The 21,372-nt window shown below is 64.3% G+C and carries 17 protein-coding genes; 8 read left to right on the forward strand and 9 right to left on the reverse strand.

Annotated features, from left to right (window positions below; genetic code table 11):
* Positions 1 to 52: 52 nt before the first annotated feature.
* Positions 53 to 871 carry a sulfotransferase family protein gene (locus tag GLR48_RS07340; protein ID WP_237060211.1) on the reverse strand — a complete coding sequence of 273 codons (819 nt, stop codon included), beginning with the start codon at positions 869 to 871 and terminating at the stop codon, positions 53 to 55.
* Positions 872 to 1,022: 151 nt separating this feature from the next.
* Between GLR48_RS07340 and GLR48_RS07345 the strand changes: the two genes are divergently transcribed.
* The gene (locus GLR48_RS07345; protein ID WP_237060212.1) at positions 1,023 to 2,600 is read left to right on the forward strand and encodes a DUF5928 domain-containing protein; all 1,578 of its coding nucleotides are present in this window, start codon (positions 1,023 to 1,025) and stop codon (positions 2,598 to 2,600) included.
* Between the two features lie 20 nt (positions 2,601 to 2,620).
* Positions 2,621 to 2,983 (forward strand): HIT domain-containing protein, encoded by a 363-nt coding sequence (locus tag GLR48_RS07350; protein ID WP_237064420.1) that lies wholly within the window; start codon positions 2,621 to 2,623, stop codon positions 2,981 to 2,983.
* 55 nt (positions 2,984 to 3,038) lie between these two features.
* On the opposite strand, the gene GLR48_RS07355 is transcribed toward GLR48_RS07350, so the two are convergent.
* Positions 3,039 to 3,971, reverse strand: a complete 933-nt coding sequence (locus GLR48_RS07355) for an ABC transporter ATP-binding protein (RefSeq protein WP_237060214.1) — start codon at positions 3,969 to 3,971, stop codon at positions 3,039 to 3,041.
* 102 nt (positions 3,972 to 4,073) lie between these two features.
* On the opposite strand from GLR48_RS07355, the gene GLR48_RS07360 reads away from it, so the two are divergent.
* The 5 genes from GLR48_RS07360 (at position 4,074) to GLR48_RS07380 (ending at position 10,036) form a co-directional block, all read left to right on the forward strand.
* Positions 4,074 to 4,256 carry a zinc-finger domain-containing protein gene (locus GLR48_RS07360; RefSeq protein WP_237060216.1) on the forward strand — a complete coding sequence of 61 codons (183 nt, stop codon included), beginning with the start codon at positions 4,074 to 4,076 and terminating at the stop codon, positions 4,254 to 4,256.
* Between the two features lie 32 nt (positions 4,257 to 4,288).
* The gene (locus GLR48_RS07365) at positions 4,289 to 4,873 is read left to right on the forward strand and encodes a TIGR02117 family protein (RefSeq protein WP_237060218.1); all 585 of its coding nucleotides are present in this window, start codon (positions 4,289 to 4,291) and stop codon (positions 4,871 to 4,873) included.
* 43 nt (positions 4,874 to 4,916) lie between these two features.
* Positions 4,917 to 7,727 carry a DNA polymerase I gene (gene polA, locus GLR48_RS07370; RefSeq protein WP_237060220.1) on the forward strand — a complete coding sequence of 937 codons (2,811 nt, stop codon included), beginning with the start codon at positions 4,917 to 4,919 and terminating at the stop codon, positions 7,725 to 7,727.
* Between the two features lie 209 nt (positions 7,728 to 7,936).
* Positions 7,937 to 9,424, forward strand: coding sequence for a Na+/H+ antiporter NhaC (gene nhaC, locus GLR48_RS07375; RefSeq protein ID WP_237060222.1), 1,488 nt, complete (start codon positions 7,937 to 7,939; stop codon positions 9,422 to 9,424).
* 129 nt (positions 9,425 to 9,553) lie between these two features.
* Complete coding sequence (locus tag GLR48_RS07380; protein ID WP_237060235.1) at positions 9,554 to 10,036, forward strand: pyridoxamine 5'-phosphate oxidase family protein; 483 nt, start codon at positions 9,554 to 9,556, stop codon at positions 10,034 to 10,036.
* A gap of 71 nt (positions 10,037 to 10,107) precedes the next feature.
* Here GLR48_RS07380 and GLR48_RS07385 read toward each other — a convergent pair whose 3' ends face one another.
* From GLR48_RS07385 to GLR48_RS07405, 5 genes are all read right to left on the reverse strand, one after another.
* Positions 10,108 to 10,575 (reverse strand): Hsp20 family protein, encoded by a 468-nt coding sequence (locus GLR48_RS07385; RefSeq protein WP_237060237.1) that lies wholly within the window; start codon positions 10,573 to 10,575, stop codon positions 10,108 to 10,110.
* A gap of 139 nt (positions 10,576 to 10,714) precedes the next feature.
* Positions 10,715 to 11,518, reverse strand: a complete 804-nt coding sequence (locus GLR48_RS07390) for a trypsin-like serine peptidase (protein WP_237060238.1) — start codon at positions 11,516 to 11,518, stop codon at positions 10,715 to 10,717.
* A gap of 62 nt (positions 11,519 to 11,580) precedes the next feature.
* The gene (glcF, locus tag GLR48_RS07395) at positions 11,581 to 12,978 is read right to left on the reverse strand and encodes a glycolate oxidase subunit GlcF (protein WP_237060240.1); all 1,398 of its coding nucleotides are present in this window, start codon (positions 12,976 to 12,978) and stop codon (positions 11,581 to 11,583) included.
* The gene (gene glcE / locus GLR48_RS07400; protein ID WP_237060242.1) at positions 12,978 to 14,060 is read right to left on the reverse strand and encodes a glycolate oxidase subunit GlcE; all 1,083 of its coding nucleotides are present in this window, start codon (positions 14,058 to 14,060) and stop codon (positions 12,978 to 12,980) included. The genes glcF and glcE overlap by 1 nt, the downstream gene beginning before the upstream one ends.
* 98 nt (positions 14,061 to 14,158) lie before the next feature.
* Positions 14,159 to 15,592 carry an FAD-linked oxidase C-terminal domain-containing protein gene (locus tag GLR48_RS07405; protein ID WP_237060244.1) on the reverse strand — a complete coding sequence of 478 codons (1,434 nt, stop codon included), beginning with the start codon at positions 15,590 to 15,592 and terminating at the stop codon, positions 14,159 to 14,161.
* 80 nt (positions 15,593 to 15,672) lie between these two features.
* Between GLR48_RS07405 and GLR48_RS07410 the strand changes: the two genes are divergently transcribed.
* Positions 15,673 to 16,371, forward strand: a complete 699-nt coding sequence (locus GLR48_RS07410) for a DUF599 domain-containing protein (protein WP_237060245.1) — start codon at positions 15,673 to 15,675, stop codon at positions 16,369 to 16,371.
* On the opposite strand, the gene GLR48_RS07415 is transcribed toward GLR48_RS07410, so the two are convergent.
* Together GLR48_RS07415 and GLR48_RS07420 are read right to left on the reverse strand one after the other, a co-directional pair.
* Complete coding sequence (locus tag GLR48_RS07415; RefSeq protein WP_237060247.1) at positions 16,368 to 18,449, reverse strand: hypothetical protein; 2,082 nt, start codon at positions 18,447 to 18,449, stop codon at positions 16,368 to 16,370. The two genes, GLR48_RS07410 and GLR48_RS07415, sit on opposite strands and share 4 nt — an antisense overlap.
* Before the next feature lie 79 nt (positions 18,450 to 18,528).
* Complete coding sequence (locus GLR48_RS07420) at positions 18,529 to 21,315, reverse strand: DUF4159 domain-containing protein (RefSeq protein ID WP_237060249.1); 2,787 nt, start codon at positions 21,313 to 21,315, stop codon at positions 18,529 to 18,531.
* Positions 21,316 to 21,372: the final 57 nt, after the last annotated feature.

A 21,372-nucleotide genomic window follows, 5' to 3' on the forward strand; every position in this document is an offset into this window, starting at 1 on the left:
GAAAAGCCGTCGCGGGTCACGCGACGGCTTTTTCGTTGATCGGAACGCGTGATCACTCGCCCAGCTTGGCGTGGACCTCTGCCAGATCGATTTCACCGATCGGCATCTTGTTGTCGGGATTGTCGAAATCGTAGCGGAACAGCTGGAAATCCTTTTTGTAGATTTCATAGATCAGATGCATCGACAGGTCGTCGAAGTAGTCTGACACCTTGTGCAGACGCTTCGGTCCGTGCCCTTCGCTTTCATTGAAACGCGGGATCGTTTCCAGATCGATCTTGTGCGGCGTCTCGACCGCCGACAGGACGTCCTGCATCCCGTCGTTGAAATCCTCGGTCCAGAAGATCTTGTCGTAGCGCCCGCCGTTCACGATGAAGGTCGAGATGTGACCCGACATGGCAGACCAGTGGATGTCCGGCTCCATCGGACGGCGCCAGCGGATGGTGTCGCGGGCGAACAGCAGGAAGCGGCGGAAGGACTTGATCTGGTCGAATTCGAATCCGGTCTCGGGGTCGCCCACCTCGATCCCGTATTTCTGGATCAGCAGCGGCACGAGGTTGCCCCGGTAGCGGCGACCGTTGCGCTGGATGCCGCAGATCTTGTCGAAGAACGACGACAGGATACGGGTGTAGGGATTGCGGACACAGGTGAAGGCATAGCTTTTGTGGGCGGTCACATTGGCGGTAATCAGCGGTTGGCTGTCGTCCATCGCCCATTTGTGCATGCCGGCGTCGGCGTCGTGGATATCGCCGTCGAAGAATGTGCCGTGGTCGGAATAGAACATGATCTGACCGATGGTCGAGCAGGCGCATTTGGGGACCACGCGGTACACCATGCTTTCGCTCTCCGTCATCCAGGTGCCTGGAAAACCCATCCTCGTGTCCCCTTTTCAAACGGACGGTCACCGCCGTCCGCTGCGTGACGTCATAGTTGACCGATAAATGCAAAGAAACCCTGTAAGTTCAGGTGTCCTTCACGCTATGACGTCATTACCAATGGGTAAAAGGGATCACCGCGGCCTTTTCATGGCAAAAATCGCTTTTATTCTTCTGTGTCACAAGGACCCCGAGGCCATCATCCAGCAGGCGCGGCAACTGACCGCCGTGGGCGATTGCATCGCGATCCACTTCGACGCGCGTGCCCCGCAAGAGGCGTTCAATCTGATCCGCTCGTCACTGGCCGACAACCCGAACGTGACCTTTGCGACCCGCCGCATCAAGTGCGGCTGGGGCGAATGGAGCCTCGTGCAGGCGACGCTTTACGCGGTCGAGGCCGCGGTCGCAGCCTTTCCGCGGGCCACCCATTTTTACATGGTGTCCGGCGATTGTCTGGCGATCAAGTCCGCCAGCTATGCCCATGATTTTCTGGACCGCAACGACCGCGATTACATCGAAAGCTTCGATTACTACGACAGCGACTGGATCAAGACCGGGTTCAAGGAAGAGCGGCTGATCTATCGCCACTGGTTCAATGAACGCACCCAGAAGCGGCGGTTCTACTGGAGCTTTTGGGCGCAGCGCCGGTTCGGGCTCACGCGCGAGGTGCCCGCAGATCTGCAGGTGATGATCGGCAGCCAGTGGTGGTGCCTGCGGCGGCGCACCATCGAGGCCATTCTGGATTTCACCCGCGCGCGGCGCGACGTCATGCGGTTCTTTCGCACGACCTGGATCCCGGACGAGACGTTCTTTCAGACCCTCGTGCGGCATCTGATCCCCGGACGCGAGATCGAGACACGGACGCTGACCTTTCTGATGTTCACCGACTACGGCATGCCGGTGACCTTCTACAACGACCACTACGATCTGCTGCTGAGCCAGGACGCGCTTTTTGCGCGCAAGATCAGCGCCGAGGCGAAGGACCTGAAGGAGCGTCTGGGCCGGCTTTACGCCTCTGACCGGCGCGATTTCAAGATTTCGAACGAAGGGCGCAACCTGTTCACCTTCCTGACCGGGCGCGGGCGGGTCGGGCGCCGGTTCGCCACCCGGTTCTGGGAGGCAGAGAGCACCCTTGGCCGTGAACGCGAACTGTTGATCGTGGCCTGCAAGAAGTGGCACGTCGCCAAGCGTCTGCTGGGGTCGATCAAGCATCACACGAACATCCCTGCCATCGACTACCTGTTCAACGAGGAAGGCACCGAGATGCCGGATCTGGGCGGCATCCAGGCCAGTCTGGGCAAGCGGACGCGGCATCGGCGCGCCCTGATGCGGATGCTCTTCGACTATTACGGCAGCGACCGGCTGATCATCTGCCTCGACACGGCCAGCATCGACCTGCTGCAGGATTTCTTCTCCGACCGCTCGACGACGCGCCTGCTGGAAATCGAGTGCAACATGACCGATGACTATCTGACCGGCCATGCGCGCCGGGTGGGGCTTGCGGGTGACGAGACGCCGCCAGAGGGGTTGGCGCAGCTTCTGCCCGCCCTGCGTGCCGATATCCTGTTTGAATCGGACCGGATCAGGGACGCGGAGTTTCCCCATCACCAGCGCCTGCGCGAAACTGCGACGCCGGCTGAAAATGCGCCGGCACTTGCCGCGTTTCTGCAGGTGCCGGACGAAACGGCCCGTGCGCTGGCCGAAACGCCCTATCTTTTCGTTGACTGAGGATTGCCCAGATGACTGCCATGACCTTTGCCTATGACGACCAGAACATCTTTGCCAAGATTTTGCGCGGCGAGATTCCGAACCAGACGGTTTTTGAAAATGAGCACGCGCTGGCCTTTGCGGATATCGCGCCGCAGGCGCCGGTGCATGTGCTGGTGATCCCGAAGGGGCCTTACGTCAGCCTGGATCACTTTGCCGCCAAGGCGAGTGCTGCGGAGCAGGTCGGGTTCTTTCAGGCCGTGGCCGAGGTCTGCCGCCTGTCCGGAGTCGAAGACGGATTTCGGGCCATTGCCAACGCCCGCGCCCATGGTGTGCAGGATGTGCCGCATTTCCATCTGCATATCCTTGGCGGCAAGCGGCTGGGCCGGATGCTGCCTGCGTGACGGTGAGCGGCGCTGTTTGCGGCCAAGGCCGCAAAGGCGCCCCGCCCACCGTCCCCTACCGACCCGAGGTCAGCGACAGGAAGACATCCTCCAGGTCCGGCTGTTCGCTGGTGACATCCCGGATCGTTATGCCCGCGTCGCGAACCGCCTGAATGATCTCTCCCGCAGGGGTCTTGCTGGACTGGTAGGTGAAGGCGAAGGTGCCATTGTCGCGGCGCTGTCCGGTGATTCCGCCCGGCAGGGGCGGCAGGTCGGTGTGGTGCGCGTCTGGCGTGATGACGAGCGTCTTCTGATCCAGTGTGCCCAGCAGGTTGGCGGTGGTGTCGCGGACGATCATCTCGCCGTGGTTGATGATGGCGATCTCGTCGCACATCTGTTCGGCTTCTTCCAGGTAGTGCGTGGTCAGGATGATCGTCATGCCATCGTCGTTCAGCTTGCGCACGTTCTGCCACAGCAGGTTGCGCAACTCGATGTCGACACCGGCGGTCGGTTCGTCGAGGACGAGGATCTGCGGTGAGTGGACCAGCGCCTTGCCCAGCAGCAGGCGCCGGCGCATGCCGCCGGAGAGGGAGCGCGCGTAGGCCTCTGCCTTGTCGGCGAGACCGATGAGGTCGAGGATCTCGTCGGTCCGGCGCTGGGCTTTCGGGACGCCGTAAAGGCCCGCCTGCACATCGAGCGACCCACGCGGGGTAAAGAAGGGATCGAGGTTGGGCTCTTGCGGCATGATGCCGATGGCGGCGCGGCTTTGGCGGGGGTTCACGTCCTGATCGAAGCCCCAGATCTTGACCTTGCCCGCCGATTTCACGACCAGCCCGGCCAGCACGTTGATCAGCGTCGACTTGCCCGCGCCATTTGGCCCCAGCAGCCCGAAGATCGATCCGCGCGGGATGTTCAGGTCGATGCCCTTCAGCGCCTCTTTCGCCGGAGAGCGCCCGGTGGCGGCGTAGGTCTTCTTGAGGCCGGTGATTTCGATGGCATTGTCGGTCATTGGTGTCTTTCCCCTAAGAGGTCTGGCCCCCCTGACAGGGCTGGGCTAGTGTCGGCGTCGATCTAAGGCGGGCGAGACCCGCGACAACAGACAGGCCAGCGCATGACACGTCCCGCACCGGAAACCAAGATCGTCGATACCTGGAAGGTCGCCTGCGACGGCAGCGGTCCGGGTCTGGGCCATCCCCGCGTCTGGCTGGCGATCCCCCACGATCTGGGCTGGGTCGAATGCGGTTATTGCGATGCCAAATACATCCACCGCGATTTCGAAGGCAAGCTCGACTGATCCGCCGCCTGCTTTGGCTGCCGCTGCTAGCCGTGCTCCTGTTTCTTGGGGTCGGCACCCTGGGTGGCGTGATCCGGACCGGTGATACGGCGGCCCTGGCTGATGCCGTCGTTTTGTTGCTGCCCAGCCCCATTCATACGGACATCGTCCTTCCGGCCACGCCAGAGGTGCGGCGGGCCTTCGCGTTTCTGGCGGATGCGGGCCAGCCGATTGGCGATCCCGCGACGGCATGGATCGTCGTCGGCTGGGGCGCACATGATTTCTACATGCAGACTCAGACGGCCAGCGATCTGCGCCTGCGGCCTGCTCTTAAGGCAATCATGGGCGACACCGCGGTGATGCGGATCGAAACGGGCGGGTCCGGATGGGATACCTCTGCCTTGTCCCGGGTGACGCTGAATGCTTCCCAGTTCTCGCGGCTGGTGGCGGGGATCAGGGGCAGCATTGCCGATACGATTCCGCTGCCGGGGCCGGGGTTCAATCCCTGGGATGCCTTCTACCCAGCCAAGGGGCGCTTTACGCTTTGGCGGACCTGCAATGTCTGGGTCGGTGACATGCTGCGACAGGCGGGCGCGCGGGTCGGGATCTGGACGCCATTCACATGGACGCTTCCCTGACTTCATGGCAGAACGGCGTGACGCCGCACCGGGAGACGACGACATGACGACGCAATTCGGCAAGGGCTGCCACCTGCACCTGATCGACGGATCGGCCTTCATCTTTCGCGCCTACCACGCGCTGCCGCCGCTGACGCGGGCCTCTGACGGGTTGCCCGTGGGCGCGGTATCCGGCTTCGTCAACATGCTGCAGCGCTATGTCGAAACCAACAGCGGTCCCGATGCGGCAACCCATGTGGCGGTGATCTTCGACAAGGGGTCGCACACGTTCCGCAACGAGATGTACGATCAGTACAAGGCCAACCGCGAGGCGATGCCCGAGGATCTGCGCCCGCAGATCCCGCTGACCCGCGATGCCACCCGTGCCTTCAACATCGCCTGCGAGGAGTTGGAGGGGTTCGAGGCCGACGACATCATCGCGACCCTGTCCCACATGGCCCGCGACGCCGGCGGGCGCGTCACGATCCTGAGTTCCGACAAGGACATGATGCAGCTGGTCGGTGACGGTGTCGAAATGCTCGACCCGATGAAGAACAAGCGCATTGACCGCGAGGCTGTGATCGAGAAGTTCGGCGTCGGGCCGGAACGGGTGGTGGACGTGCAGGCGCTGGCCGGCGATTCCGTCGATAACGTGCCCGGCGCGCCCGGCATCGGGATCAAGACCGCCGCGCTTCTGATCAATGAATTCGGTGATCTCGAAAGCCTGCTGGACCGCGCCGAGGAGATCAAGCAGCCCAAGCGTCGCCAGACCCTGATCGACCACCGCGCACAGATCGAACTGTCAAAGCGGCTGGTCCAGCTGGATTGCGACATGACGCTGCCGTTCGGCCTTGATGATCTGGAAATCCGCGATCCGGACCCGGACACACTGCTGGGCTTTCTGGCCGAGATGGAATTCCGAACCGTCACCAAGCGCATCGCGGACAGGCTGGGCACCGCGGCGCCGGTGATCGAGGTTGCCGCCGTGGCTGATGTTGCGACCCCGGAGGACAAGCCGTTCGATGCCGACGCCTACGAATGCGTCCGCACGATGGAGGCACTGCAGGTCTGGATCGACCGCATCATGGAACGCGGTCACGTGGCAGTCGATACCGAGACGACGTCCCTGGACGAGATGCGCGCCGATCTTGTCGGCATATCGCTCTGCGTTGATGCGGGCACGGCGTGCTATATTCCGCTGGGGCACAAGGCGGCGGCGCAGGACGATCTGTTTGGCAGTGATGCACGCGCCGAGGGGCAGATGGACATGGCCGCCTGTCTGGCGGCGCTGAAGCCGGTGCTGGAGGATGCAAGCATCCTCAAGATCGGTCAGAACATGAAGTATGACGCCAAGATCTTTGCGCTGCTGGGCATCCATGTCGCCCCGATCGACGACACGATGCTGTTGTCCTACGCAATGCACGCAGGCCTGCACAATCACGGCATGGACACCCTGTCGGAACGGTATCTGGGCCACACGCCGATCCCGATCAAGCCGCTGCTGGGGTCCGGCAAGTCGGCCGTCACTTTTGACCGGGTGCCGATCGACGATGCGGTCCGCTATGCGGCAGAGGATGCGGATATCACCCTGCGCCTGTGGGAAACTTTGAAGCCGCAGTTGCACGTCAAACAGGTCACGACGGTCTATGAGACGCTGGAACGCCCCCTCGTGCCCGTGCTGGCGCAGATGGAGATGACGGGCATCAAGGTTGATCGCGATACGCTGTCGCGCATGTCCAACGCCTTTGCGCAAAAGATGGCCGGGCTGGAGGACGAGATTCAGAGCGTCGCGGGGCGGAAATTCAACGTGGGATCGCCCAAGCAGTTGGGCGAGATCCTTTTTGACGAACTGAACCTGACGATGCCCGACGGCAAGAAGCCGGCAACCGGCAAGACCGGCGCCTATTCCACCGGTGCAGATGTGCTGGAGGATCTGGCGACGATCCACGACCTGCCACGGCTGATTCTGGACTGGCGGCAGTTGGCGAAGCTGAAATCGACCTACACGGATGCCCTGCAGGAACACATTCACCCGGACACCGGGCGTGTTCATACCTCCTATTCCATCGCGGGCGCGAACACCGGGCGGCTGGCCTCGACCGATCCGAACCTGCAGAACATTCCAGTCCGCAGCGAGGAAGGCCGCCGCATCCGCGAAGCCTTCATCGCGGAGGATGGCAAGGTTCTGGTGTCGCTTGACTATTCCCAGATCGAACTGCGCATCCTTGCCCATGTCGCGGGGATCGAGGAATTGAAGCAGGCTTTCCGCGACGGTGTCGACATCCACGCGCTGACCGCGTCAGAGATGTTCAACGTGCCGCTGGAGGAGATGACGCCGGATATCCGCCGTCAGGCCAAGGCGATCAACTTCGGCGTCATCTACGGCATTTCGGGTTTTGGCCTTGCCCGCAACCTGCGTATTCCGCGCGATCAGGCGCAGGGCTTCATCGACCGCTACTTCGAACGCTTCCCGGGCATCCGGGCCTACATGGACGACACGATCCGCTTTGCGAAGGATCACGGCTATGTCCAGACCCTGTTCGGGCGCAAGATCAACACGCCAGAGATCAACGCCAAGGGTCCGCAGGCGGGCTTTGCCAAGCGCGCCGCGATCAACGCGCCGATTCAGGGCACCGCCGCCGATGTTATCCGTCGTGCGATGATCCGGATGCCGGATGCCATCGCGGGGCAATCCGCAAAGATGCTGTTGCAGGTTCACGACGAACTTCTGTTCGAAGTTGAGGATGGCGCGCAGGACAAGCTGATCGAAACCGCGCGCAATATCATGGAAAACGCCTCTGACCCGGCCGTCAAACTGGACGTGCGGCTGGCGGTCGAGGCGGGGCAGGGACCGAACTGGGCGGCGGCGCATTAAGGCAGTGCCTGACCTTGCGGACGTCGCCTGCCGCTCTCTTATTTCGTCGTTGCGTGCGGCGGCGAAAATTGCATGGATTGCAAGGCTTTCGACTTGCCCAGCAGACCAATCTTGCAGCACATCAGGCATCATTTCCGCTTAAAATCGGAACTTTTCCGCCGAACACCCCGTTAGCCCATCAATAAAATGGAACAAAACGAGGGAAACGCATGTCAGAGAAGAACCTGCCATCACTTGGACTGGCGCTGCTGCCGGTCGTACTCACGCTGGGTCTGTTGGCCCTGCAGCTGTTTTATTACGGCGACTTCACCCCCCATATTCCGCTGGCCATCGGTCTGGCGATCACGTCTCTGCTAGGCGTCCTGCGTGGCCAGACGTGGGAGGATATCCGCGAAGGCATCTTTCACGTCATCCACGTCTCGATGCCATCGGTCGCCGTGTTGATCGTTGTGGGCATGATCATCGGCACATGGATCGCGTCCGGCACGGTTCCGACGTTGATCTATTATGGCCTGAATATCCTGAACCCGTCGATTTTCCTCGCTGCCGCAATGATCCTGTGTTCGGTCGTCTCAATCTCGCTGGGCACCAGCTGGGGCACCGTCGGCACCGTGGGTCTTGCGTTGATGGGTATCGGCGCGGGTTTCGGCGTGCCGGTCTACTGGACGGCGGGTGCTGTCGTGTCCGGCTCGTTCTTCGGTGACAAGATCTCGCCGTTGTCGGACACCACGAACCTTGCCCCGGCGGTGACCGGGACGAACGTCTTTGATCACATCCAGAACATGCTGCCGACGACGATCCCCGCCATGCTGATCGCCTTGGTCATCTATCTTGTGGCCGGTTACGCGCTGATCGACACAGGCGGTTCGTCCTTTGACGCCATCACTGCGATCACGACAGAGCTCGAATCGCGGTTCAACCTTGGCCTCGTGCCCTTGCTGCCTGCCCTTGTTGTCGTGGCGCTTGCGCTGACCAAGAATCCGCCGCTGCCGTCGCTGTTCGCCGGTGTGCTGGCGGGTGGCCTCGTGGCCGTGTTCTGGCAGGGGGTCGGCCTGCACGACGTCTTTACCTACGCCCAGTCGGGTTACAGCATCGATACGGGTATTGGCGACATCGACAGTCTGCTGAATTCCGGTGGCATCCAGTCGATGATGTGGACGATCTCGTTGATCCTGATCGCACTGGGGTTCGGTGGTGCACTGGAACGCACGGGCTGCCTCGAATCGATCATTCAGTCGATCATCTCGAAGGTCAGCAGCTTTGGCGCCGTCCAGACCTCTGCCATTGCGACGTCCTTTGCGACCAACATGGTGGCGGGCGACCCGTACATCAGCATCGCGCTGCCGGGCCGGATGTATTCGCCCCTTTACCGTGGCATGGGCTATTCCACACTGAACCTGTCCCGCGCGGTCGAGGAGGGTGGCACCCTGATGTCGCCGCTGATTCCGTGGAACGCCGGTGGCGCCTTTGTCATCAGCGCGCTGGGGCTTGGTATCATGGACGGCAATCTGCAGAACCTGCTGTATATCCCGCTGGCCTTTGCCTGCTGGACGGCCCCCCTGATCGGCATCTTCTACGCGCTGACCGGCCTTTTCTCGCCCAAGGCGACGGACGAGGAACGCCGCAAGTGGGACAAGGACAATGAGGACATCATGGACATGTCCGACCACGATCTGGGGCAGGCGCAGCCCGCCTGATCCCACCCGACACAGGACAGGGCAGGGGCCGCGATCGCAGGATCGCGGCCCCTGTCCGTTTGCGCGGATGGGAACAAAGCCTGCGATCGGCGGGTTTGATATCCAACGGATCATCAAAGGAAAACGATCATGACCAAGGACGCCAAAGCAGATTTCTGGGATCGCGTCGACGACGTGCAGGCCGGCATGCTGGGACTGACCGATAACGGCAAGCTGGTGCCGATGTCACCGACCCTGCGCAAGGACCGCGACGGCAAGATCTGGTTCATCGCCGCCAAAGGCGAGGAGATCGTCAACAACACCGCCACCGCACCGAAAGAATCGCGTTTCGTCATCGCGGATGCCAAGTCCGGCCTTTACGCCAACGTCGAAGGCCAGTTGGCGCAGGTGAACGACAAGGCGATTCTGGACGAGCTCTGGAACGTCGTTGCGGCTGCCTGGTTCGATCAGGGCAAGGAAGATCCCGACGTGCAACTGCTGTGCCTGACGCCCCGGATTGCCGGTTGCTGGTTCAGCACGACCAGCGGCGTGAAATTCATCTATGAAATCGCCAAGGCCAATATCACAGGTAGCGAGCCGGATCAGGGCTATCAGGCCGACCTGACGTTCTGATCCCTAGCGGGTTGCACAAAAAAAGGCGGGCCAATCGGCCCGCCTTTCCTTTATCCGATGTCCGAACTTTCCTAGTTCACAGCCTTTGCATCGACCACGTCTGCTTGGCTTGCAGCGGCCTTTTCGATCGCGATGCGGCGGGGCTTCAGCGCCTCGGGGACTTCACGGGTCAGGTCGATATGCAGCATACCGTCGACGTGGCTTGCACCGGTTACGCGGACGTGGTCGGCCAGATGAAAGCGACGCTCGAACGCGCGGGTGGCGATGCCACGGTGCAGATACTTGCGATCGGCTGTATCGTCGGCCTTGCGTCCGGTCACCAGCAGGGCGCGGTCATTCACCTCGATCGACAGGTCGGTGTCGGAAAATCCGGCCACGGCCAGAGATATGCGCCAGGCGTCATCCTCGGTCTTTTCGATATTGTAGGGGGGATACGTCGATTGGCCGACATCGGCGGCCAGGGCACGGTCCATCAGGTCGGCGATCTGGTCGAAACCGACGGTGGCACGGTACAGGGGTGTCAGGTCAAAGCTACGCATTGGGTCATCCTTTTCAAAGCGATAACATGTGTCAGGCCCTCCCCGCAGGGACAGGCCGGTTGTGCGCGACGGCCCGCAGTGGCACCGTCACCATCATCATGTGGGAAAGCATTTCGCCCGGTTCAAGAGGGCGAAAAGTTCAGGGTCTGACGAATTTCGCCCCGGTGTCATTCCGCGCGCCGCTGCTGGTAAAGCGCGGGCCGGGGGATACCAGCGGGGCCTGACCGTCGCGGTGGGCTGTCAGCACGGTGTCCAATGTCCCGGCTACGGTGGCGGCCAGCGACACCGCTGCGCCATCCGCTTCGCCCTTGGCCGACAAGACCGCCACGATGTGCGCGATCCCGTCGGCCGTGGCAAAGACCGGTGCACCGCTGGCCCCGAAGTCCGCGGCGCAGGTCATCATCACGACATGGCTGATCGCATCCAGCACATGGCAGGTCTTTTGCAAGCTCGCGACGTTGGCCCGGTCGCGGGCGTAGGACACGACGGTCAGCGGCACGTCCCGTGTCGGAGCGCCCCCGACGGTATAGGGCGCGAGGCTGGGCAGTCTGATCGGGCGGTCCAGTTCCAGAACCGCAAGATCGACCGATACCGCATCGTTGCGCGCGCGAGTCCCGTGATGAACATAATCGGGATGCGGCGTGGCGCGGATGACGGCCCGGATCGCGGCCGCCCGCCCGTCGCGCAGACCGGCCAGAAAGGTGAACCTGTCCGGCGGTATCCGCGCGCCTTGATCGTCGAACAGGCAATGCGCCGCCGTCAGGATCGTCGTTTCCGATATCAGGGCCGCCGTGCAGAACCCGCTGCGGTCAATATCCAGGCGGCCCACCGCCTCCCAGCCGCGACTGGTCTCCTTGGTTTCCATCGGGCGCAGGTCCGTATCCTGCGCCAGCGCGGGTTGCGCCAGAATGGCCAGACATAATGCCAGAAGAAGATGTCGCATGCGTCGCGTCCCGTCGGTACACCGGTCTTGTGACGATCAGTTGCGGCGTCATTATGGCGGCGTCACCGCAGGATGGGAACCGGTGTTGCGTCAAGGTCATGGTCAAAGGCGGCCGGACGTGGCCCGCCGGTCGCCCAGTCCAGCAGTTCGACGGTATGGACGATTGGCACACCGGCGTCGGTTCCGATCTGCATCATGCAGCCGATGTTGCCAGCGGCAATCACCTGCGGCCGCAGGGCCGCCAGCGTGGCAACCTTGCGCGCCTTCAACTGTCCCGAAATCTCGGGCTGCATCAGGTTGTAGGTGCCGGCCGACCCACAGCACAGATGGCTGTCCGCTGGTTCCAGCACGGTAAAGCCCGCGCGTTTCAAAAGGTCCTTCGGCGCGGATTTCACCTTCTGCCCGTGCTGCAGGGAACAGGCGGCGTGATAGGCGACACGCATGCCAGCCCCTTCGGACTGACGCGACTCGGACGGCAGGCGTGCCGCATCCGTCCCCGCGATCCCGCCCTTCGCCACGTTCAGATCGATATGGGCGCATCCGTCCGGCATCAGGTCCAGCAGGACCTCGCTGACATCCCGCGCGATGGCCGAAACGCGGGCCGCGTCCGCCGCCAGATCGGTGTTGCGGAACATGTGGCCGTAGTCCTTGACCGTCGTCCCGCAGCCAGAGGTGTTGATGACGATGGCATCCAGACCGCCCGCGTCGATCTGCGACACCCAGGCGCGGATGTTGCGGGCGGCACTCGCATGGGCCTCGTCCTCTTTCCCCATGTGGTGGGTCAGGGCACCACAGCAGCCCTGACCATCGGGGATCACGACCTCTGCCCCAAGTCGCGTCAGCAGGCGGATCGTCGCATCGTTGATGTCCGTGTTCAGCGCGCGCTGGGCACAGCCGGTCATCAGTGCGACCCGCATCTTCGGTTCCGCGACCGCAAAGGTCTGCGGATCATCATTGCGGCTGACCGGCGGGATCACCTTCGGCGCCATGCGGATCATCGCCCGCAGACGGGAATCGGGGATCAGCCCGGCAAAGGGCTTCGCGATCTTCGCCCCCAGCAAGGCCAGACGAAACCTTTTCGGATAGGGCAGGACCCGCGCCAGCACCCAGCGCAGCGCGCGGTCGCCCATGGGGCGTTGGTAGTGTTCATTGATATAGGCCCGGGCGTGATCGACCAGGTGCATGTAATGCACGCCCGACGGGCAGGTCGTCATGCAGGCCAGACACGACAGGCAGCGGTCGATGTGCAGAACCGTCTTCGCATCCGGCACACGCTCGTTTTCCAGCATATCCTTGATCAGATAGATCCGCCCGCGCGGACTGTCGAGCTCGTCGCCCAGCACCTGATAGGTGGGGCAGGTCGCCGTGCAGAACCCGCAATGCACGCAGGCCCGCAGAATCTGGTTGGCCCGCGCCGTGCCGGGATCGCGTAGTTGCTGTTCGGTGAATGTCGTCTGCATCAGCCCATCACTCCGGGGTTCAGAATACCACGCGGATCGAAGCGGGCACGCAGTGCCACGCTCAATGCCGCCACTGCCGCCGGTTCAGGATGAAAGTGCGGAATGACCGAATCGGCCGCGCCGCGCACCCGCGTCGCATGGCCCGAACTGACGTCCGTGCGCAGGTTGCGCCCCGCCGCGCACAGCACCCACAACAGCCCGCCGCCCCAGTCGGCCAAGACCTCTACCGGACCGCCCGCGCGCAGTGCCGCGACAGTCGCCGGCATGGCAGAGGGGCGGATCGAGATACGCCAGACATCGCCGGCCTTGTCCGCAAAGGTCCGTGCATCCCGCAGCGCCTGCCAGTCGACCTCACCCGCGCTGACCGTGCCATGCTGCCCAAGGGCTGCGCCCAGCTTCTTGGCGCGGTAAGCGACCGAGTCCGCAAACCCCTCCAGCCGAACCAAGACATCGCCATCGGCCCATGCCGCGGCGGTGACATCATAGGGCGATCCCAGCGCCGCCGACATGGCGGCCACGGCCTGATCGACCTCCAGATCAGAGACGGTTAGCGTCGTCGTGGCCTGTGGCAGAGGCAGCACTTTCAGCGAGACTTCCGTCAGCACACCAAGCGTGCCGTGCGATCCCGCCAGCAGCTTGACCAGATCGTAGCCGGTGACGTTCTTCATGACCCGGCCACCGTTCTTGACGATTGTCCCGGCCCCGTCCACGAAGCGCACGCCCAGCAGGTGATCGCGGCAGGCGCCGACCTGAATCCGACGCGGTCCGCTGGCATTCGTCGCCACGACCCCGCCGATGGTCGGTGTGCCGTCCGTCCCCAACAGGCTGCGCAGATCCGACGGCTCAAAGGCCAGTCGCTGCCCTTCAGTGGCCAGCGCCGCTTCGACCTCTGCCAAAGGCGTGCCCGCCCTGACGACCAGCGTCAGCGCGCCAGGTTCATACAGCGTAATGCCGGTCAGACCCGCCGTCGAAACCTCTTCGCCCGCGACGGACACGCCCCGCGTACCACCGCCCCGCACCGCAAGCGGCCCCGTCGCATCACGGATAACACCCGCAAGTTCGTCTTCGCTCGTCGGCACCATGCGCGGGTCCACCCTTCTTCTGGTCTTAAATATCTCGGGGGCGCCGGTTGGTGCGCCACTGGTTCGAAAACCAGCCGGCGGCGGGCTGGCCCCTACGATTACGCCGCCCGGTGCGATGCACTTGCATCCAGTGGGAACACTTTCGCCGGATTCAGCAGCCAACCGGGATCGAACACGTCCTTCACCGCCATCTGCGCATCCAGATCGGCCGCATTGAACTGCACATGCATCAGATCGCGCTTCTCGATCCCCACGCCGTGTTCGCCGGTCAGGCAACCGCCGACCTCCACACACAGCTTCAGGATCGCAGCCCCGAAAGCCTCGCAGCGTTCCAGATCGCCGGGGGTGTTGGCGTTATAAAGGATCAGCGGGTGCATGTTCCCGTCCCCCGCGTGAAAGACGTTCGCCACGTCCAGCCCGTATTCCGCCGACATCTGGCGGATCCGGTCCAACACGTTGGGCAATTCCGTGACCGGGATTGTCCCGTCCAGACACATGTAATCGTTGATCTGCCCCATCGCGCCGAACGCCGACTTGCGGCCCAGCCAGATGCGGGCGGCCTGATCGGCGTCACGGGCCTGCCGCACCTCTACCGGGTTGTGACGTGCCGCGATCTCCTCGATCAGCGCAAGCTGATGGTCGATTTCGGCATCGGACCCTTCGACCTCGATGATCAGCAAGGCCTCGCAATCGGGGTAACCCGCGTGGGCGAAGGCCTCGCAGGCCTCGATGCAGGGGCGGTCCATGAATTCGATGGCGACGGGCAGCACACCTGCCTTGATGATGTCGCTGACACAGGCCCCGGCGACGGCATTACCGTTGAAACCGATCAGCACGGGCCGTGCCCCTTCCGGCTTGGGCAGGATGCGCAGCGTGGCCTCCGTGACGACGCCCAGTTGACCCTCTGACCCGCAGATCACACCCAGCAGATCAAGCCCCGGCGCATCCAGATGCCCGCCGCCGATCTCGACCACAGTGCCGTCCATCATCACGATCGTGACGCCCAGCAGGTTGTTCGTCGTGACCCCGTATTTCAGGCAATGTGCGCCGCCCGAATTCATCGCGATGTTACCTGCGATCGCGCAGGCCAGCTGCGACGACGGGTCGGGTGCATAAAAGAAACCCTCCGCCTCGACGGCGCCCGTCACGCTCAGGTTCGTGCGCCCGGTCTGCACCCGGATGATCCGGTCGGCATAGTCGGTTTCCAGCACCGCATTCAGTCGCGCCACACCCAGAATGACGCAATCCGCCGTCGGCATCGCTCCCCCCGCCAGCGACGTGCCGGACCCGCGCGGCACGACGGGCACGCCCATTTCGTGACAGATGCGCAGCACGTCCGCGACCTCTTGCGTCGAGGCAGGCAGCACGGCCAGCAGGGGCGGGCAGCGATAGGCCGACAACCCGTCGCATTCATAGGCGCGCGTTTCGGCCAGATCCGACATCACCGCGTCCGCAGGCAAAACCTCTCGCAATCGCGCGGCCAGACGGTCCTTCAAAGCGATGACGCGGGCACTGGGGTCTGGCATCTGCATGGGAAATCCTCCGGATTGGTAAGTAATTATAACCAATTCGGACGGATGGCAAGGCGCAGTGGGCGTGGTAGGTCAAAGGTATGACCGCCATGACCCATCTCTCAGCCCTCGGCGCCCTCGACATCATTGCACTGACGCTGATCATCGGCGCATGGCTGATTCTGGGCTGGCTGATCGAACATCCCCGCCCGCATCGCCCCTCGGTCACTGTTCTGGTGGCCCAGCGTCGCCGCGACTGGATGAAGGTCTTCGTCACCCGCGATCCGCGAATCTTCGACAGCCAGATCCTGTCCAGCCTGCGGCAGGGGACGTCCTTTTTCGCCTCGACCAGTATCTTTGCCATCGGCGGCGTGCTGGCGCTGATCGGCAACACCGACCCGCTGCGCGGCGTCGCGGCAGAGGTCATGGTCGTCGAAACCCCCGCCCTGATCTGGCAGATCAAGCTGGGCCTCGTGACCCTGTTCCTCGTCACGGCCTTTCTGAAATTCGTCTGGTCCAACCGCGTGTTCGGCTATTGCTCGGTCGTCATGGCCGCCGTCCCGCAGGACCCGGACCACCCCGACGCCTATCCCCTTGCCGCACAGGCCGGAGAGTTGAACGTCCGTGCTGCCATGAATTTCAACCGCGGCCTGCGCGCGATGTATTTCGCGCTGGGCGCATTGGCGTGGCTCATCGGCGCTTGGGCCATGATCCTCGCAACCCTGATCGTCGGCTGGACGATCTGGAGCCGCGAGTTCGCCTCCCTCCCCCGCCGCATCCTGCTGGGAGAGGTCGTCTAGCGCCGCGACCCGCGCCCTTCGCGCAGCCAGGCGCCGACGGTCAGCAGCGCTGCAATTAGCAGGAATGCCCATGCAGGCAGCACCGGTCTGACACTGATCGCCGCCGTCCGGTACGCCCCGCGTGGGGTGATCCCGAGCCAGCCGCGTCCGGCAGCGGGCCGCCCTTCGCGCACGCTGCGCAGGTCGATGTTGCCGTCAGAGACGCTGGCGATGCCGCCCCGCGTCCCGTCGATGGCCGGTTGCAGCAGGTCACCCGTCGCGATGGTCTGCTCGAATTCCTTCGGCGCGGCTGGTCCCAGTGCGATGACGCTGTCCAGCGTGCCGTCACTCAGCCGGTAAAGGCCCACATCGGGCGCATCCCACAGCGTCTCGAACCGCCCGGGACTAACCTCGTCCAGCGTCAGCACGGTTTCAGTCCCGTCGGGTCCCCTCACTGTCACATCCGGCGTCGTTTCCTCCAGCGTGCGGCGGATGATGCGCATGGTCTGCCCGGTGGGTTCGACCCACAGCGCCTCTTCCTCCAGCTCCGGCTCCTTCATCATCCAATGCGCCAGCCGGCGCAGCAGCTCTGCCTGCGGCCCGCCGCCCTCGTATCCGCGATCCCACAGCCAGCTTTGGTCGGATGCGATCAGCGCCACCCGACCTTCGCCAACGCGGTTCAGTGTCAGCAGGGGGCGGCCGTCAAGGCCGGTCATCACCACCTCTGCCCCGTCCGGCACGATGGTGTCGACCAGTCGGAACCAGCGGCCCCAGCCGGGGCCTTCGCCTTCTGCAGGGGCAGGCGACATCGCCTCAAGGCCTTCAGTGACCGGATGGCGCTCACCCAGGTCGCTGACCTGCGGCACGTAGCCTTCCTCGAACACCCGCGCCGTGGGTGCGCCGGGGAGGATCGACTCCAGAGGCGAGCGATAGATGCTTTCGGCCCCGCCGTATTCCGGCCCCGACGACACCAGCACCGCGCCACCGTTGCGGACATAATTGGCTATGTTTTCCAGATAAAGCGACGGCAGGATGCCGCGTCTGCGGTAGCGATCAAAGATGATCAGGTCGAAATCCTCGATCTTCTCCATGAACAATTCGCGCGTCGGAAAGGCGATCAGCGACAACTCGTCGACCGGCACACCATCCTGCTTTTCCGGCGGCCGCAGGATGGTGAAATGCACCAGATCGACCGAGGCATCGGCCTTGAGCAGGTTGCGCCACGTCCGCTCGCCCGCATGCGGCTCGCCACTGACCAACAACACGCGCAAGCGGTCGCGCACGCCGTTGATCTGGACCACGGCAGCGTTGTTGCGGGCAGTCAATTCGCCGCTCACGGCGGGTGTCTGAAATTGCAGCACATTCATGCCGCCGTGGGGCAGATCGACGGGCAATTCGATGTCCTGCCCAACCGGCACGTCGAAGGGCAGCGGCGCGGCCCCGTCGATGCTGATCGTCAGCGGGACAAAGGCATCGCCCGCAGGTGCGGCGCCCTGATCTTCGATCCGCAGCGTCAGGGTCACCGGCTCGCCCAGAATGGCAAAGGCCGGGGCGTTGGACACGACCAGCCGCCGGTCCCAATCCTCTGGCTGGCCGGTCAGCAGCGCATGCAGCGGCGCGGGCAGCGCAGGGGTGCGTTCCAGATCGTGCAGGCGCCCGTCGGTCAGCAGGATGACACCCGCAATCCGGCCCTGCGGTTCCTCGGCCAGTGCGTCCGACAGGCCCGTCATCAGCTGGGTGCCGCTGTCACCTTCACCGTCGCCCACGGTCACGACCCGCAATTCGGTGTTGTCCAGACGCGCAACTTCCGACCGTACATTGGCAAGCGCGGCCTCGGTCTGTGCGGACCTGTCGCTCAGACGCTGGCTCGCGGACTGGTCGACGACCAGCACGACGATGTCCGACAGCGCCTCGCGCTCCTCGGACTGGACTGCGGGGTTCAGCAATGCGGCCAGCAGGGCCAGCCCCGCCAGCCCGCGCAGCCACCACCCCGGCAACCGCCGCCAGATCGCCAGCGCGATCCCCACCGCGACCAAACCTGACACGACGTAAATTGCGACCAGCGGCAGCAGCGGATCAAGAACGACGGTTCCGGTCATAGCGCAGGTCCCCTGCTTCTTCTGGTCTCAAATACTTTCGCCGAAGGCAGACCGACGCCACAGCACGCGCACCAGCAGATCATTGCCCCAACCTTTCCAGCAGGTTCGGCACATGCACCTGATCGGATTTATAGTTGCCGGTCAGCACGTGCATGATCAGGTTCACGCCAAAGCGATAGGCGTATTCGCGCTGCACTTCGCCCGCCTGACCGCGCCCCACCGGAAACATCGGATTGCCGCGCGTGTCGATGGCCCAGGCCCGCGCCCAGTCGTTGCCGCCGATGACCACCGGCGTCACCCCGTCGTTGAGGTTGCGAAACGGCATCCCGTCGGCCAGTTCGGCGTCGGGCGGCGACGCCTCGACCCAGACGTCGCGGCTGTCGGTGCGCCCCGGAAAGTCCTGCAACAGATAGAAGGTGCGCGTCAGGACATGATCTTCGGGAATCGGCTCCAGCGGCGGAATGTCCAGCGTGCGGGCGATGGCCTGCAACTGTCGCCCCTCCGGACTGGCAGAGCCGAAGCGCGCCGTATCCGCGTCGCGGGTGTCGAACAGGATCATGCCGCCGGTCCGCAGGTAGCGGTTCAGTTTTGCATAAGCCTCGCGGCTGGGCAGCGGCGCATTCGGCACCACGGGCCAGTAGAGGAACGGGAAAAACGCAAGCTCATCGGTTTCCAGATCGACGGCCATCGGGGCGGCCGGTTCGATCGACGTGCGGCGGGTCAGCGTATCCGACAGACCGCGCAGCCCGGCTTCCGAGATTTCGTCCGTCTGCGGATCGCCGGTCACGATATAGCCCAGCACCACATTGCTGGTCGCGGCGATGGCAAATTCATCCGCCGCCTGGTCAGCGGGCGGCGTTTGCGCCGATGCGGGATGCGGCGTCAGCCCCACTAGCAGACCCAGCAGCAGGGCCGCCGCCACATCGGCGCGCGGTCCGCGCAAGCGGCCACCAACGGCGAGCGAGGCGATCACGTCGATCATCAGCAAGGCCAGTGCCGCGGCCAGCAACCCGCCTTTCAAAGGAGTCTCGCGTGCGACGGCGAGCCCTTCGACCGGAATGCGGGGGGGCCACTGGGCCGTCGCCAGCACCGTGTCCGGGCCCGCCACGTTCACCGCGATGCGGGCGTCGTCGCTGGCATAAAGCCCCGGCGGCAGATCGGGCCCAGCAAGGCCCTGCGCCAGCACTTCACCGGCGATCCCGGCCTCTGACGTGGCATCGTCCAGCCGTCCGAAGGCATCGAGGCGCGCCTGCGGCAGCCAGACCGTGCCCTCCAGCGCCTCGGCATCGGGCGCGGTGGGCCGGGTCGAGATCGCGAGCCGTTCGAGCATCTGCACGAACAGACCCGACAGGGGCAGTGTCGACCATTCGGCGTTGGCGGTGACGTGGACCAGCACGACCTGACCTTCGCCCATGGTCTTGCGCGTCACCAGCGGCGTGCCGTCGGCCAGCTGCGCGATGGACCGGTCGGCCAGCGTCGGGTCGGGCTGCGCCACGACCTGCGACGCCACGGTGACATCCGACGGGATCGCAAGGCCGTAGAAGGGCGAGCCTTCCGGGAAGGCCGCTAGCAACTTTGGCTCGCCCCAGCTCATCGCGCCGCCGACGCTGCGGCCGCCAGCGCGCAGGCGGACGGGCAGAAGCGGGTCCTCGGTCGTGCGGCCCACGTCAGAGGCGGCAAGGCGCGGCCCGGCAAAACGCAGCAGCAGGCCGCCTGCCTCGACCCATTGCACCAGCCCCTCTTCCTCTGTCGGTGACAGGTTGGCGACATCGGCCAGCACGATCACGTCGGGGTTCGCCAGCAGCACGTCGTCCAGTGTGCCGTCGATCAGGTCTGCGGTCGGGCTCAGCGCCTCGCGCAGGTAGTAAAGCGGCGATAGCAGGTCCAGCCCTTCCGCATCGCCGCCACCGGCGATCAGCGCGACCTCGCGCCGGCGCAAGGCATCGTCGGTCAGCGTGACAGCCCCGGCAGATCGCGTGGCGGCTACGGCGAAACGGCTAACGCGGTTGCGCAGTTCCGGCGGCAGGGACAGCGTTACCTCTCCGACGTTTTCGCCTGCGGCAAAGGTCATGTCGACGGCGGCCAGCACCCTCTCTGCCCCTGCAGGATCAAGGCCGATGGCCTGCACCGGCACGGTCAGCGCAGGGCCGGTCGGCGTGCGGGCGGCGGACAGCAGGATATTGCCATCCTCGAACCGTGCGGGACGCAGGGCAACGGTGCTGCGCGGCGTCTGAAAGACCGTGACGCTGCCGTGCGATTCCAGCGCGTCCAGCAAAGGCGCACGACCGTCGCGGGCCAGACCGTCCGACAGCCAGAACGTATCGAAATCGCCGGTCAGTGTCCCGGCGAAGGCCGCGAGGGCATCAGCGTTCGGGGTCCAGGCGGCGGGCGTCAGGTTGGGCAGGCGCTGGGCCGCGACCTCTGCCGACTGAAAGTCGGGGCCATCGACCGGCAGGTCCGTCAACGTCACGACGGCTGCGGTGTGTCCGGTGCGGGCCGCATCGTTCAGCAGCGCGTCGATCCGGTCCATGCGGACCTCCCAGTCGCGGGCGTCGGCCCAGGTGCCGTCGGCCACGATCAGCAGTGGGCCGCTGCCGGTGCGGGCGGCCTGCGGGTTCAGGATCGGTCCGGCAAAACCGACGATGACGGCGGCGACGGCAGCCAGCCGCAACAACAGTAGCCACCATGGCGTGCGGTCGGACTGACTCTCGGCGTCGGTCAGGCCCAGCAGCAAGGCGACGCCGGGAAAGCGGCGGCGGATCGGCGCGGGCGGGACGGCGCGCAGCAGGATCCACAGGACCGGCAAGGCGATCAGGCCCAGCAGCAGCCAGGGAGCGGTGAACGCGAGGGGGCCGAGGGTAAACATCAGGCGGGCCTTGTGTTGAGTGCAAGGTCTTGGGGCGCTGCCCCAAACCCCGAAGTA

The organism is Loktanella sp. M215, assembly GCF_021735925.1.
Classification (GTDB): domain Bacteria; phylum Pseudomonadota; class Alphaproteobacteria; order Rhodobacterales; family Rhodobacteraceae; genus Loktanella.